Source organism: Polaribacter sejongensis, from assembly GCF_038024065.1.
GTDB lineage: Bacteria > Bacteroidota > Bacteroidia > Flavobacteriales > Flavobacteriaceae > Polaribacter > Polaribacter sejongensis.
In genome coordinates this window covers 2,621,266-2,636,245 of the sequence record NZ_CP150667.1, presented here as the reverse complement: position 1 = coordinate 2,636,245, position 14,980 = coordinate 2,621,266, and the positions used below count along the sequence as shown (strand labels likewise).

11 protein-coding genes are annotated in these 14,980 nt (G+C 31.7%); 3 read left to right on the top strand and 8 right to left on the bottom strand.

Going from position 1 to position 14,980, the window contains the following annotated elements:
• Nucleotides 1–80: 80 nt before the first annotated feature.
• Nucleotides 81–1,004, top strand: coding sequence for an ABC transporter ATP-binding protein (locus WHD08_RS11005; protein WP_208891196.1), 924 nt, complete (start codon nucleotides 81–83; stop codon nucleotides 1,002–1,004).
• Between the two features lie 194 nt (nucleotides 1,005–1,198).
• On the opposite strand, the gene WHD08_RS11000 is transcribed toward WHD08_RS11005, so the two are convergent.
• On the bottom strand, nucleotides 1,199–1,756 hold the full coding sequence (locus tag WHD08_RS11000) for an REP-associated tyrosine transposase (RefSeq protein WP_208890803.1): 558 nt from the start codon (nucleotides 1,754–1,756) through the stop codon (nucleotides 1,199–1,201).
• A gap of 314 nt (nucleotides 1,757–2,070) precedes the next feature.
• Nucleotides 2,071–4,896, bottom strand: coding sequence for a WD40/YVTN/BNR-like repeat-containing protein (locus WHD08_RS10995; RefSeq protein WP_208890804.1), 2,826 nt, complete (start codon nucleotides 4,894–4,896; stop codon nucleotides 2,071–2,073).
• Nucleotides 4,897–5,061: 165 nt separating this feature from the next.
• Between WHD08_RS10995 and WHD08_RS10990 the strand changes: the two genes are divergently transcribed.
• Together WHD08_RS10990 and WHD08_RS10985 are read left to right on the top strand one after the other, a co-directional pair.
• Nucleotides 5,062–6,387, top strand: a complete 1,326-nt coding sequence (locus WHD08_RS10990; protein ID WP_165731551.1) for a DEAD/DEAH box helicase — start codon at nucleotides 5,062–5,064, stop codon at nucleotides 6,385–6,387.
• A 519-nt stretch (nucleotides 6,388–6,906) separates the two neighbouring features.
• The gene (locus tag WHD08_RS10985; protein ID WP_208890805.1) at nucleotides 6,907–8,199 is read left to right on the top strand and encodes an aminopeptidase P family protein; all 1,293 of its coding nucleotides are present in this window, start codon (nucleotides 6,907–6,909) and stop codon (nucleotides 8,197–8,199) included.
• An 81-nt stretch (nucleotides 8,200–8,280) separates the two neighbouring features.
• On the opposite strand, the gene WHD08_RS10980 is transcribed toward WHD08_RS10985, so the two are convergent.
• The 6 genes from WHD08_RS10980 to WHD08_RS10955 all read right to left on the bottom strand — a co-directional run bounded on the left by WHD08_RS10980 (nucleotide 8,281) and on the right by WHD08_RS10955 (nucleotide 14,966).
• Nucleotides 8,281–9,303, bottom strand: a complete 1,023-nt coding sequence (locus tag WHD08_RS10980) for a cytochrome-c peroxidase (protein WP_208890806.1) — start codon at nucleotides 9,301–9,303, stop codon at nucleotides 8,281–8,283.
• Between the two features lie 67 nt (nucleotides 9,304–9,370).
• On the bottom strand, nucleotides 9,371–10,243 hold the full coding sequence (locus WHD08_RS10975) for an MbnP family protein (RefSeq protein WP_208890807.1): 873 nt from the start codon (nucleotides 10,241–10,243) through the stop codon (nucleotides 9,371–9,373).
• Between the two features lie 29 nt (nucleotides 10,244–10,272).
• Nucleotides 10,273–12,258, bottom strand: coding sequence for a TonB-dependent receptor plug domain-containing protein (locus tag WHD08_RS10970; protein ID WP_208890808.1), 1,986 nt, complete (start codon nucleotides 12,256–12,258; stop codon nucleotides 10,273–10,275).
• A gap of 3 nt (nucleotides 12,259–12,261) precedes the next feature.
• Entirely contained in the window at nucleotides 12,262–13,185 is a 924-nt protein-coding gene (locus WHD08_RS10965; RefSeq protein WP_208890809.1) for a hypothetical protein, read from the bottom strand.
• Nucleotides 13,186–13,504: 319 nt separating this feature from the next.
• Nucleotides 13,505–13,870 (bottom strand): hypothetical protein, encoded by a 366-nt coding sequence (locus WHD08_RS10960; RefSeq protein WP_208890810.1) that lies wholly within the window; start codon nucleotides 13,868–13,870, stop codon nucleotides 13,505–13,507.
• A 91-nt stretch (nucleotides 13,871–13,961) separates the two neighbouring features.
• On the bottom strand, nucleotides 13,962–14,966 hold the full coding sequence (locus WHD08_RS10955; RefSeq protein ID WP_208890811.1) for a sugar kinase: 1,005 nt from the start codon (nucleotides 14,964–14,966) through the stop codon (nucleotides 13,962–13,964).
• Nucleotides 14,967–14,980: the final 14 nt, after the last annotated feature.

Here is a 14,980-nt window from a genome sequence, read left to right as displayed (position 1 = left end):
GTGATAACATAAAATTCAATTTTCCTACAAGGTTTCAAAAATCCATGTTAGAATTTATTTATAATCCTTATTTTTGTAAAATGCTAAAAGTAGATAACGTTTCATTTTCTTACCATAAAAAAAAATCAATATTAAACGATTTTAATTTCACCCTGCAAAAAGGAGAACACCTTTGTGTAATGGGAGAAAGTGGCTGTGGTAAATCGACACTTTTAAAAGCTATTTACGGATTAGTAGACTTAAATAAAGGGAAAGTATTTTGGAAAGACGAACAGATTTTTGGCCCAAAAAAGCATCTTGTTCCCGGTTTCGAAAACTTTAAATACGTAGCCCAAGATTTTGATTTAATGCCATATATTTCTGTATCGGAAAATATCAAAAAATTCTTGTCGAGATTTTATCCAGAAGAAAGTGAATTGCGTACCCAAGAATTATTAGAAGTCATTCAAATGAAGGCTTTTGAGAATACAATGGTTAAAAATTTAAGTGGCGGACAAAAACAACGTGTTGCTATTGCAAGAGCTTTGGCAAAAGAACCTCAGTTATTGTTGTTAGATGAACCATTCGGACAAATAGATAATTTCAAAAAGAACTCTTTACGTAGAAATTTATTCAGTTATTTAAAAGAAAAAAATATTGCTTGTATTATTGCAACACACGATAAAAATGATGCACTTTCCTTTGCAGACAAACTCATCATTATTAAAGACAATAAAATTATAGCAAATAATGCTCCGAAAGAGATTTACAACAACCCAGCTGAAAAATACGTAGCCGCCTTGTTTGATGATGTCAACGAAATTACCATCAACAATAAAACAGTTTTAGTATATCCACATCAAATAAAAGTAGTAGAAAATTCAGAAGTAAAAGCAATTGTTTTAAATTCTTATTTTAAAGGTTCTTATTGGTTAATTGAAGCTGAATTTAATGGGCAAAATGTGTTTTTTAATCATGTTTCTATTTTGGTTAAAGGTGCTGAAATTGATCTGAAGTTTTTGTAGTTCTGCCACTTTTTTAAATGTAAAAATTACAAGTTATAACTCGTTTTAAATAAGTATCAAATTAGAATTTCTCATTGTTGCCGGCACTCGTTAAAAACGAGCGCTAGCGATTAGTAGTACTCGTACAAGCTAGTGCTCGTTTGTAACGAGTACCCACAAGGCTTTTCTATTTTTAGTTTATTACCTTCAGTTTTTTAACCTAAAAAGCCAGTTTCATCTATTTCTAAAACGGTATGATCATCTTGAAAATTTCTTGCACTAGAATATTTCCAATCGATTGAGTTTGTTACAAAACCAAGCTCAATAGGATTGTTGTGAATATAATCTATTTTTTGCTTGATTACTTTTTCGCTCCACAACTCTATTGGTTTATTGTGATGTTGCCAAAATTGATATTTAGTTACATTCGCTTTCTCTTTCCCCGCTTTTTCAAATAACCAAAGTAACAACTCTTTTCTACTTTCCTGTGGATTGTTCTTTATAGCTTCAATTATTTTTTTTGCAGTATGTTTTTTAAAGTCTCTTAGGAGCTCCATGGGTTGTTCATTAGAAGATCTAAATAATAAATGGACATGACTTGGCATAAAACAATACGCATACAGTTCCATACCTTTTTTCACTCTACAAAAATCGATGCTTTTTGCTAATACATCAAAATATACTTGTCTTGTAAAGACTTCTATCCAATATACAGTAGCAAAACTTACAAAATATAAAGCAGATTTATTGTGGAACTTATATTTTCGACTCATAGCTTTTCAAAAATACAAAAAAATAATTTTGAATGTTCTTATTGTTGTCGGAACTCGTTAAAAACGAGCGCTAGCGATTAAGAAATCTAACATGATAGCTTGTACAAGCTAGTACTCGTTTGCAACGAGTACCAGTTTTGTATTCTTATTACTGTTAACACTCATTTTTAATGAATCTCAGCGCGCAAAACATACAAAATATAAAGCAGGTTTATTGTGGAACTTATATTTTCGATTCATAGCTTTTCAAAAACACAAAAAAATAATTTTGAATGTTCTTATTTTTGACGGCACTCGTTAAAAACGTAAGTAAATTACTCTACTTCAAAACTTGTTTTTTCCTCACCAATTTTAACGGTATATTTTCCTTTAGGTAAATAATATACATCGTTATTTCCTTTTCCAATTTCAGATTTTTTATTAGCTTTCTTAAAGTCTTTCAATCCTTTTTTAGAAAAAGAAGCATCATAAACAGTTTCATTATAACCTTTGTCTGCATCTACAGAAATTGAGTTTACTTTTATTTTATCAGCATAAATATCAAGCGTTATTTTTTTATCAGCATTTACATAAAAAGGAATTTTAACTTCTGGAGTACTTACTTTTCTCCATTGACTTCTAGAGCTTCCCCATCTTTTACTTTTTTTGATATTATTTACATCGAAAAGTGCAATAGATTTTACTAAAACACTGTCATTCATTTTTTGGATTGCAGTAATATTCGTTTTATATAAACTACGTCCGTGTGTTGCTACAATTAAATCTTTTACAGTTGGCTGAATCACTAAGTCATGTACGGCAACATTTGGTAAATTCTTACTGAAAGCTTCCCAAGAAGTTCCGTTGTTAAAAGAAATATACAATCCATTATCTGTACCTAAATACACTATGTTTTCATTTTCAGAATCTTCTTTTATAACGTTTACAGCAGCAGTTGGAATTGTGTTTCCAATGTTTTTCCAGGTTTGTCCGTAATCATCAGACATATACACGTACGGAGTGAAATCATCAAAACGATATCCGTTTAAAGTTGCATACACACGCTCTTTCTTAAACTTAGAAGCAATCACTCTAGAAACCCATAAATCTTTTGGAAGATTCTCAGAAATTTTAGTCCAACTTCCTCCTCCGTTTTTAGAAACATGCAGTAAACCATCGTCTGAACCAGTGTAAATTAATCCAAATTGGAACGGGCTTTCAGAAATTGAGGTTAAAGTTCCATAGGCAACATTTCCTTCTTTTCCGCCGTTTGTTAAATCGTCAGAAATTGTTTCCCAAGTATCTCCTTGGTTTAAAGATCTGTGTAATTTATTTCCTCCTAAATATAAAATATCTTGGTTGTGTTTAGATAAATGAATTGGAGTTTGCCAGTTAAATCTGTAAGGTTTTGCGTCTTTTTCTGGTTTTGGTTGAATGTATATATTTTCTTCAGTTTCTAAATTAATACGGTAATAATTACCAAATTGATAGCCTGTATATACAATATTATGGTTTCTGTTGTCTATCTGAACATGCATTCCGTCTCCACCCATAATCGACTTAAAAGGGTTTTGCCCAGATTTATGCCATGCTTTATCAATTTTTGCATTATGTGGTCCAAACCAAACACCGTTGTCTTGCAAACCGCCATACACATTATAGTTTTTTTCATTATCTACATTTACAGAATAAAATTGCCCAACGGCAGCATTGTTTAATTTTATCCAGCTTTCTCCATCATCATAAGAAATATTTAAACCACCATCATTTCCTTCTACTAAATGACCTGGTTTTTTAGGGTTTACCCACAATGCTTGATGATCTGCATGTACATTTTCTCTACTGATGGAAGAAAATGTTTTTCCGCCATCTTTAGATTTTATAATTCCAATCCCTAAAACATAAATGCTGTTTTCATCTTGTAAATTCACTCTAATTTCTCCAAAATAATATCCATAAGAACTGTTGACTCCGTCTAAATATTCAGTGTGTGTTTTTTTCCAAGAAGTTCCTCCATTAGTTGTTTTAAAAACTTCGGCACCAATTACAGGTTCTTCAAAAGCGATTGCCATTTCATCGTCTAAAAAAGCCATTAGTTCTTTCGGTTTTAAACCACCTGGTCTTAACAATTGTTTTGCATTTTCAGCTCTAAATTTTTCTCTAAAACCATACTCTTTTAAATAGTTGTCTAAAGTTTTATTTCTAAGAGCTAGAACATCTGCAGACGATAAATTCTCGAATTGTTCTTTTGTTAAATTGTAAGCAGTCGTTTTCTTTTTCGATTCTCTTCTATATTGACTGTCATGCAAAGCATAAACAGTTTCTGCATTAAAAACTGCTAATCCGATTCTTCCAACTCCATCTCCTATAGGGAAACCGCTTTTATCAGCAATTTTTGTCCAAGAAGTACCAGCATCGGTACTTTTGTAAATAGCAGAATTTTTTCCATTTCCAACAAAATTCCATGCTTTGCGTTCTCTTTCCCAAGAAGCAGCATACATAATATTGAAATTTTCTGGAGCAACATCAACATCTATAATTCCGGTGTCTTCATTAATAAATAATGTTTTTGTCCATGTTTTTCCGCCATCTGTAGTTTTAAAAATCCCCCTTTCTTCATTTGAAGAATATAAATGACCAATAGCGCCTACAATAACTTCATCAGCATTATTTGGGTTGATCAAAATTCTACCAATATGATGAGAATCTGGTAACCCAACATTTTGCCAAGTTTCGCCTTTATCTGTAGATTTTAAAATTCCAATTCCAGCATAACTAGAGCGCGAAGAATTATTTTCTCCTGTACCTACCCAAATGGTTCCAGTTTTCCAATCTACTGCAATATCACCAATGTTTTGGGTTGAAGCATTGTCTAAAACAGGTGTAAGTGTTGTACCGTTATTGTTTGTATACCACAATCCACCAGAAGCATAGCCTACATAAAATTCGGTTGTATTGTTTGGATTTACATCCATATCTACCACACGACCGCTCATTACGGTTGGTCCAATATTGGTAAACTCAACATTTTTTACCAAAGAAGAGTTCATCATTTGAGACTTTTTCTCTAAAGATTGTTGCGTGATATCTGAACTTGTTACTGTTTGTGCAATTAAAAATCCTGAAAGAAATAGTGTTGCAAAAGTGAAAATAGACTTCATAAAAAGTGAGGTTTGTTTTAAGGTGATGAAATTACTACATGTAAAATCAATATCAAAAAAATTAACATAAAAAGGAATTTTAAGAAAAATTCAACTTCAATTTTAAACAACGTATCTTTGTAGGCTGAAACAACTACATAAAGTTGCATTCAAAAAAGTATTTTTATGACATTTAAAGATTTAGGTTTATCCGCTGCATTAGTAAAAGCGGTTGAAGAAAAAGGATATACCAAACCATCCCCAATACAAGAAAAAGCAATTCCACATATTTTAGAAGGTAAAGACATTTTAGCTTCTGCACAAACAGGAACAGGAAAAACAGCTGGTTTTACATTACCAGTTTTACAACATTTAGCTGAAACAAAGCACCCAAAATATAGACCTTTAAGAGCGTTAGTGTTAACGCCAACAAGAGAATTGGCGGCGCAAGTACACGATAATGTAAGAGAGTATAGTAAATATGTAAATATAAAATCTGCTGTAATTTTTGGTGGTGTAAACGCAAAACCACAAATAGCAACCCTAAGAAGTGGTGTAGATATTTTGGTAGCAACACCAGGTAGATTATTAGATTTACACAGTCAGAAAGCAGTTTCTTTTAACAGAATTGATGTTTTAATTTTAGACGAAGCAGATCGAATGTTAGACATGGGTTTTGCTAGAGACTTAAATAAACTGATTAGTTTTATGCCTGCAAAGCGTCAGAATTTGATGTTTTCGGCAACTTTTTCTGCTGATATTAAAAAATTAGCATCAGGTATTTTAAATAATCCTGTCTCTGTAGAAGCTGAACCTCAAAATTCTACAGCCAAAAAAGTAACTCATAATGTTTATAAAGTTGATAAAGGCCAAAAAACAGAGTTTACGATTAAGTTGATAAAAGACGGAAATTGGAACCAAGTTTTAATCTTTACAAGAACCAAGCATGGAGCTAACAAATTAACCGAGAAATTGATTAAAGCAGGAATTTCTGCTGCAGCAATTCACGGAAATAAGAGTCAGGGTGCAAGAACAAAAGCATTAAGAAACTTTAAAGAAAACACTATTAAAGCATTAGTTGCAACAGATATTGCAGCACGTGGTTTAGATATTCCTTTATTACCTCACGTTATTAACTTTGAGTTGCCAAATGTACCAGAAGATTATGTGCATAGAATTGGTAGAACGGGTAGGGCAGGAGCAGCTGGAGAAGCAATTTCTTTAGTTTGTAGTGAAGAAACTGAATACCAAAATGAAATTGAAAAATTATTAAAAGAGAAGTTAAACACTTCTATTGTAGCAGGTTTTGAGCCTACTGATACTGCGGCACCTAAAAGGGCAGCAACACAAAGCAAAGGATCTTTTGGTAAGAAAACTAGATCTTCAAATGGTGGTTCTTCTCAAGGAGACAAGCCAAAAAATAAACCTCATTTTAAAGGAAATAAACCAGCAGGTTCTACTTCTGGAAGAGGAAGAACTGGAGCACCTAAGAAGAAGCGTTTTAGAGACTAGTATCTCTAGTTTACATAAGTTTTATTGTCCTACAAGGTTGTTAACCTTGTAGGATTTTTACTTTTAAAGAAGTATTCATACACTCAATAACTACCAAGTATGTCATTTCGAAATGAGCTTTTTTAAGCGATTGAGAAACCACATAAAGTTTGATGTATAGGTTTATTTTATCACTGTTATGAGATTTCTCAATACTTCGAAATGACAAGTATTGTGGCTCAGTTTTGTGTGATCACTGTTATGAGATTTCTCCTATCGTCCTTTAGATTAGTAAAGTATAATTATGGTATTTCCTTTTGATTAAGGTAGTAGTCATCCCTTTCGTCTTCGCTCAAGATAAATTACAATCCCGATCGAACGCCCAAAAAAACAATAATTATAAGGGACGTTTTTAGTTTTGGGTATAGAGTTAAATTGTAAAATACAAACTTGTAGTAAGAGATTTTTATATTTTATGAGTGTTGAATTTGTAGCCACCGAAATATTGCTACCTTTGTATTTCAACATAAATTCATCAGTATGAAATACGATAAAATAGACTCAAAATTATTTATAAAAAATCGAAAAAACTTTGCTGCTGCAATGAAGCCAAATAGTTTGGCTATTTTTAATTCTAATGATATTTATCCGATTAGTGCAGATAGTACAATGCCTTTTGAACAACACAGAGATATCTTATATTTAAGTGGTGTAGATCAAGAAGAAAGTGTATTGTTTTTGTTTCCTGATTGCCCTAATGAAGATCTTAGAGAAATTTTATTTGTTAGAGAAACAAATGATCATATTGCGGTTTGGGAAGGAGCAAAATTAACCAAAGAAGCTGCTTTTGAAACAAGCGGAATTAAAACGGTTTATTGGTTACAAGATTTAGAAAAAGTTTTGTTTGAACTGTCTACTTATGCAGACACTTTTTACATTAATACCAACGAACATTATAGAGCAAATGTAGAAACGGAAACTCGTGAAGATCGTTTTACAAAATGGTTATTGGCAAAATATCCTGCACATTCAGTTGCTAAAAGCAGCCCTATTTTACATAAATTACGTGCTGTTAAAGACCAAATTGAATTGGATTTAATGCAAAAGGCGTGTAATATTACAGAAAAAGGTTTCCGTAGAATTTTAGATTTTGTAAAACCTGGTGTTTGGGAATATGAAATAGAAGCTGAGTTATTGCATGAGTTTGCAAGAAACAGATCTAAAGGGTTTGCATATTCGCCAATTATAGCTTCTGGAAATAGTGCAAATGTTTTGCATTATATGGAGAATAATAGAGAGTGTAAAAGTGGAGATTTAATTTTATTAGATGTTGCCGCAGAATATGCTAATTATAAAAGTGATTTAACAAGAACAATACCTGTTTCTGGTAAGTTTACCGATAGACAAAAGGCAGTTTATAATGCTGTAAATTACGTTAAAAAGGAGGCTACAAAATTATTGGTTCCTGGAACTTTGTGGAAAGAATATCATGTTGAAGTTGGTGATATTATGACTTCTGAATTATTGAAGTTAGGTTTGTTAGACAAAGCTGATGTACAAAATGCACCAAAAGATTGGCCTGCATATAAGAAATACTTTATGCACGGAACGAGCCATCATATTGGTTTAGATACGCATGATTATGGTTTATTACACAAACCAATGGAAGCAAATATGGTGTTTACAGTAGAACCAGGAATTTATATTCCGGAAGAAGGTTTTGGTATTCGTTTAGAAGATGATGTTGTGATTCAAGAAAAAGGAGAGCCGTTTAATTTAATGGGAAACATTCCTATTGAAGCAGATGAGATTGAAGATATAATGCAAGGTTAAATCTTATATTAAATATAAAAAGCGAGTTTTACGGCTCGCTTTTTTTTGTTTATCGGAATTTATTTCAGATTCTTACATCTGTTATTTTGTTATAAAATCAGTATCACTTAAGGTGTTTAGAAATGAAATAAGGTTCTCTTTTTCGTTTTCTGTAAGTGGAATTCTATTTCCGTTATCTTTTAAAATAGGATCTAAATTATCGGCATCTAAAACACCATTGTCTAAATAATCTAAGACTTCTTTTAAAGTAGCAAATTGTCCAAAACTTCCATAAGGAGCAGTGTATTCTATGTTACGTAAAGAAGGTACTCTAAAACGCATATAATCATCTATTTCTCCGGTAACTCTAGAGCGTCCGCCTTCTTCTGAATCAGGATTAATAGGGAAGCCAATGTTTCTAAAACTTTGGTCTGTAAACAATTCGGAACTATGGCAACTTGCACATTTGTCTTGAAAAGTTTGATATCCTTGTGCTTCTTCATCGGTATATTCTTCTCCCTCTTGTCTCTTTACTTTATCATATTTACTATTGGCAGAAATTAATGTATATTCAAACTGACCAATACTATTATAAATTCTATCGGCAGTAATTTCTTTATAACCAAAAGCATTGTAAAATAAATTTAGATATTCTTCTTCATTTTCAATTTTGCCAATAACCTCTAAAATAGAAGAATCCATTTCTACGAAAGTAATAATAGGAACTAACGGTTGGTTTTCTAAAACCAGTTTATTTCCATCCCAATTATAAAATTGCATAAATGCCATATTTTGAATAGGAGGTGCGTTACGTAGCCCTATTCTACCTTCTATACCAATTCCTTTTTCGTTATGATCTGCAAAAGCATTTTCTTGCATATGACAACTAGAACAAGAAATTGTATTATCTGCACTTAACCTCTTTTCATTAAATAATTTTTCACCTAATTCAACTCCATATTTTGTAGGAACGTTGGCATAAAATGAAGTATTTAATTCTGGGAAATTTACCGGAATACTTATTTCTATTTCTGGGTTGTCAAAAATAAAAGGCTCATAGACATCTTCTTTAGTACAAGATGAAATTAGCTGTATGATAAAGAAACTCAGTAGTATTTTTTTCATTTTAAATATTTAAAAAGAGAAAATAGAGCTATCGTAAGTAAAATTTAAGACAGCTCTATTTTTAGGTTTAGTTTTCTACACTTTCTATAGAGAACATTCCTTCAATATCTGTACCTCCATTACCTCCAATATTATCTACAAATTTCATCATTTCTGTAGCTGTATGAGCACTTGGCGTAGCATTGTTTGTAATATCTTCCGTAGAAACTAATGTTATAGTATTACTTTCTCCGCTTAAAAATTTATCAAAATCTGCTTTAATTTTAATTGTTGGTGCATTATTACCAACAACTGCAGATGTAGAAAGATCTAATGTAATATCTCTATAAGCATCAACACCTTGTGTGTAAGTACTTTCTTCTCCGCTTGTACCTTCAACAGTACTTCCAGAGTGAAAAGATAATTCATTGTTTTCTGTACCATAAAAACCTTCAATTTTTGTAAAACGGTAACCTGTTCCCCATTCCCAATGCATTTCTGTATCATTTGCTCCTGCTGCTGCATAAAAATTAGGGAATTGTTCTTCATTTAAAGTATTTAATTCAGATTTTACTCCTAATCCAAATTTTATCTGCGTGTATTCATCCGTAGGAATATCTGTTAAAACATATTGTAAAGTTGCTGTTTTAGATTGATCTATAATAGTTGCTCCTTCATCTAAATTATTTACGTTATAAGGAAACTCATTACCCTCTACATCTATAAGACGAATGTTGCTAATTACATATTTTAGTTCTTCAAAATGATGTGTTTGATTTTCTGAAGAAGTATTTATTGTTGCTTCTGCAGATGTTTGGTCTCCTAAAACAATAGTAGTTTCATTGAATGTGTTGTTAAACTCTAGTGTTACATTATTTGCAACAGGAATACTGTCTTCACTACAAGAAATGATTGATAATGATATAAGTGATGCTAAAAGATATTTTTTTAAATTTTTCATTGGTATTAATTTTAATTGATTGTGTTTGTTTAAAAATTGATTTCTAAAGACGTAAAAATGTTACGTCCCATTCTTGGGATATTTCCCCAATCTGCGTAGGTGCTGTAATATTCGTTAAACAAGTTTTCTGCACCTACTTGAAAAACTGTTTTGTAATTATTGATGTAAAAAGTATAATCTGCAGAAACATTCCAATTTTTGTATGAAGGTGTTTCATCTTCTCCATATTCCGGACTGTAATGTTTCTGATCAAAATCTCCATTAAGTGAAGTGCTAAAACTGAACTTTTTATGAGAAAAATGCAATGAAGTTTGATAACTTAACGGACGTATAAATGGTAGGTTATTTTGACTGTCATCTAAACCTCTAGCATAGGTTAGCGTTCCTTTCCAATGTAAATTATCTAAAATAGAGTAGTTTGTATTTAAAGAAAAATTAAAAAGTGTTGCATAGTCTAAAGACGTATATCCTTTTACTCCAACCGACTGATAGTTCATTGGGCTTCCTAAACTTAAAATTTTTCCGATAATATAATTCTCAATATAAAAGTAGTTTACTTTGGCATTTACACTCATTTTTTCATTTTTAAAACCAGCACTTATATTGGTTTCATAAGAAATTTCATTCTTTAAATCTGGATTTCCGATGTAATCGTACCGATCGAAACTGTTGTAGATATAATATCCATAAGCTTCGGAAACAGAAGGCGCTCTATGACCATAACCACCACCAACAGAAAAATCAAAATCTCCTACATTTAAATGATAACTTGCATTCAAACTTGGTAAAAATCTTGTTTTTTCTTGTGGCGTTCCTGGGTGAAAAATCCAATTGAATTCTACGTATTTAGAATAATTGTAATTGACACCTAAAGAACCTCCAAAACTTAATTGACTTGTATCAGAAATGTCCCATAAATTGCTCATAGAAATACCTGCATAGGTTGTTGTAACCCAAGGCCAGCTATATGCAAACATGGTTCGCTCACTTCTGTCTTGTGGATACATACGCATTTCTGCAATAGATAAATTGTTGTAGGCATTCAGTTGCACTTCTGAAGATAAATTGTCTTTTTGAAGATTTACTTTAGATACCAAACCATATGTTGTACTCCAACCAGGCATATCCATATGAACTAAATTTTCTGGTCTGGTTGTATCATCCATATAATGTTCAACCGCATTAAAATACAGTTTAGTATCCCATACTTTTACAATTCCTTTTTCGAAAAATTGCTTGTAGGAAACCGATGTAATTAATGCTCTAGATAATGACAAATCCATTGGTAATGCAGGGAAACCAACATTCTTAGCTCTATCAAAAATTGCATCTACTCTTAGAGATGATAAATCACTCGTTTTGTAAGCAACTCCTAAAGAAGCATTCAATTTTTCGAACTGAGAATGTTGTACTTCGTCATTATTACCGTCAGTATAGTTTTCTGCTTTTCTGTTAGAGATACTTCCATCTACTACTAATTTGTCACTAGAATAAGAGGCGTTTGCAAGGTTAAAAAACTGTTTGTTGTTAAACTCGAATCCTGTTTGGTAAGCACCTTTGTAATTCTCCCCAATTGTAAATGCGGTACTTTTCCTTTTCAAATCGATGCTACCAGCAATTGTTGCTCCGTGCAAACTACCCTCTTGTCCTGATTTTATATCAATATCAGATAAATTATTACTTTCTACATAAGACGTTACCGGATCCATTTTATCGGTACAAGCTCCAAAAACATGCATACCATCTATGGTAATTATAGAACGTTCTGTGCTCATATTATTAAGCAGCGGTTCCCATGCATAGGCACCACGTTTAATAAAACTGATGTTGTCTGAAGAAGCTAAAAATTCATCTACAGAAACTGCCATTTTCATGTCTGTTTCTATTTTCTTTTTTTTAGCGGCTATAATTATTACTTCATCTAAGATGCCTCCTAAACTATCTTTTTTTTTCTCAACAGTCTGTGCATTTGCCAAAGTGGCTAATAATAGGATTGCTATCGTTATTCCTTTCATATATTAAAATAAGATATCAATGTGAAGTTCACCTCTTTCTCCTTCAATTCCAGGAGTAAATTCGGTAGAAACTTCTGTTCCTTTTATTATTTGTTGATTTTCATCCTTAAAAATAAAATTCAACGTCCAATTTCCTGTCATTGTGTAATTCACAACACCATGATACAATTCATCGCTTTCTTGTGTTAAATCTTCATTATAAAGTGATGAATGATTTCCCATAGAAGGTTCTGGCATTCTTGGATCTAATAACAACGTATGATTTTCTACAATAGAATACGAAAACTGTGAAATATCAGGAAAATCTCCTGCAACACTAGTTGGTTTATTGTATTTGTAAATACCTGCAACCAAATCATTTTGAGCAACACTCGGACTCTGAGGTGCAACTAAAGCAATAAAATATTGTTCATCATCATTACCTGTAAATGCGGTCATGTTAAGGTTCATATTTGTTTGCGTTTCTACAGTGATAATTTCATCTATAGATTGTGTTTCGTTATTATCGTTAAAACCGATATATAATTGCCAATCTACTGTAGAACTACTCTCATTTGTAAATACAACATATCCTTTGTAATATCCTTCGGTTGCATTGTATGTTAGATTATATTCATGCGGACAAGAAGATTTGTTTCCATTTGCATCGGTCAGAATTGGTAAAAAGGTAATTTCTGAATTCTCGATACTTCCACCAGTTTTTAAGTTGATGACTTTTAGATGAACTTCATTATAACCTTTATATAAAGTACCATTTAAAGCTTCTATGCTAATGCTATAATCTTCATTATTTGCGATAGTTACTTCTTCGAATTCAATATATTCTGTTGTCTCTACAATTAATTCCGCCTCGTAATCGGTTTTATCTAGCGTACAAGAAGTTATTACAATAGAAATTGCAATTACAATTATCTGTAAATGTTTCATTATTTTAGGACTGTTTTATTAAAAAACTGTTGAAAAACTAGTAGCAGCAAATAGATGAATAATTACTCGTTTTTAAGAAAGTATATTGCACATTATCAGCTAAACACAATTGCTATAATTGCATTTTTACTACTAAAAAGAAATCGTTAAGAAACACACTTACCAAGCACTGCGTAAAAGCTTTTGTTTTAAAAAAAAACTTAACTGTGCGTTGTTTTTTACTATTAATTATTTCTAATTGATAGCATATAACTAGAAGCCTAATTGAATTAATTAAGCACCAATTATTTGGTGTATTGTGTTTCTTAGTATGAAGAAATTAAACGAGTGGTGGGTGAAAAACAACATCCGTATAATGGAATTTATAGGTGTTATTATATGAAGTACTTATTTTTAAATTTTCGTCTTTAGACAAAAGAAAAGATTCTTTGTGAGTTGTTTCTTGAAAATAAACAATAGAAATTTCTACTTTAAAAGATTGGTTTTTTTCATTACCACTTTCAGAATCTCCTGCCTTAACAATCTGTTTTGCTAAATGACATTTTCCGTTACATTGTAACTCTGGAGCATCTTTGTTTTCACAAAGTTCGTTTTTAATATAATCGTAAAAGGCAGCATACTCCAATAATGGAAGTAAGGGCTTAGAAAGCAAGAATAACGATAAAAAGATTGCTGCTATTTTCACGGCGCAAATATCTTGTTTTTATTTAACCTTTCCTAATAGTTAATAAGGATAAATTTATCTTTATTAACTATTAGTCTGTACTTTTTATTATTTATCGCTGTAATCTTCCAGTAGTGTTTCCTTCTAGAATACTCATTACTTCTTTTTCGTTTGCGTAATTAATATCACCTAAATAGGTATGCTTAATGGCGCAAGCAGCACTACCAAATTGCATCGCTTTATAGTCATCAAGTTTTTGTAGACCATGTATTATTCCGGCTGCAAAAGCATCACCAGTTCCAATTCTGTCTACAATATGCGTAATGTCTAAATCTTGAGTTTCTTTAAATTCTTTACCATTCCACATTCTCGCTCTAATTTTATGCCAAGAAGAATTGATAGAAGTTCTAATTTTATCGAACACTTTTTCTATGGTAGGATATGTTTCCATTAACTGTTTACTAGCCTCAATAAAATCGTCGTTAGAGTAAGAGTAATTGGTTTCTAAAAGTTCATTAATTTCGTTAACACCACCAATAAAAACGGTAGAATAATTCACTAATTCAGATAAAACTTCTTTTGGAATACCTCCCCATTTCCATAACCCACTTCTGTACGTTGGATCCACAGAAATTCCCATACCTTTTTTTTGGGCAAGAATTAATCCTTCTTTTAAAGTTTCATAACCACCTTTACAAAGCGCAGGAGTGATACCTGTCCAATGAAACCATTTTCCTTTTTTTAAAGACTTTTCCCAATCTACCATTTCTGGTTGAATTTCAGAAAAAGAAGAATGCGATCTATTATAAGAAATAGAGCTCGGTCTCATAACAGCACCAACTTCTAAAAAATAAACACCTAAAGGTCTGCTAGAGCGAACAATTGCAGAAGTACTAACATCAAATTTTCTTAGAAAAGAAATTGCTGTATCACCTATAAAATCATCAGAAACACATGAAATATGTTTTACATCTTGTCCAAAATTGGCTACAGAAATACCAACATTTAATTCGGTACCACCAAAATAAAATTCTACTTGGTTAGATTGAATAAATTTTTTGTTTCCTGAAGGTGAAATTCGCATTAAAACCTCTCCAAATGTAATTATCTGATTCATAATAAAAATGTTTA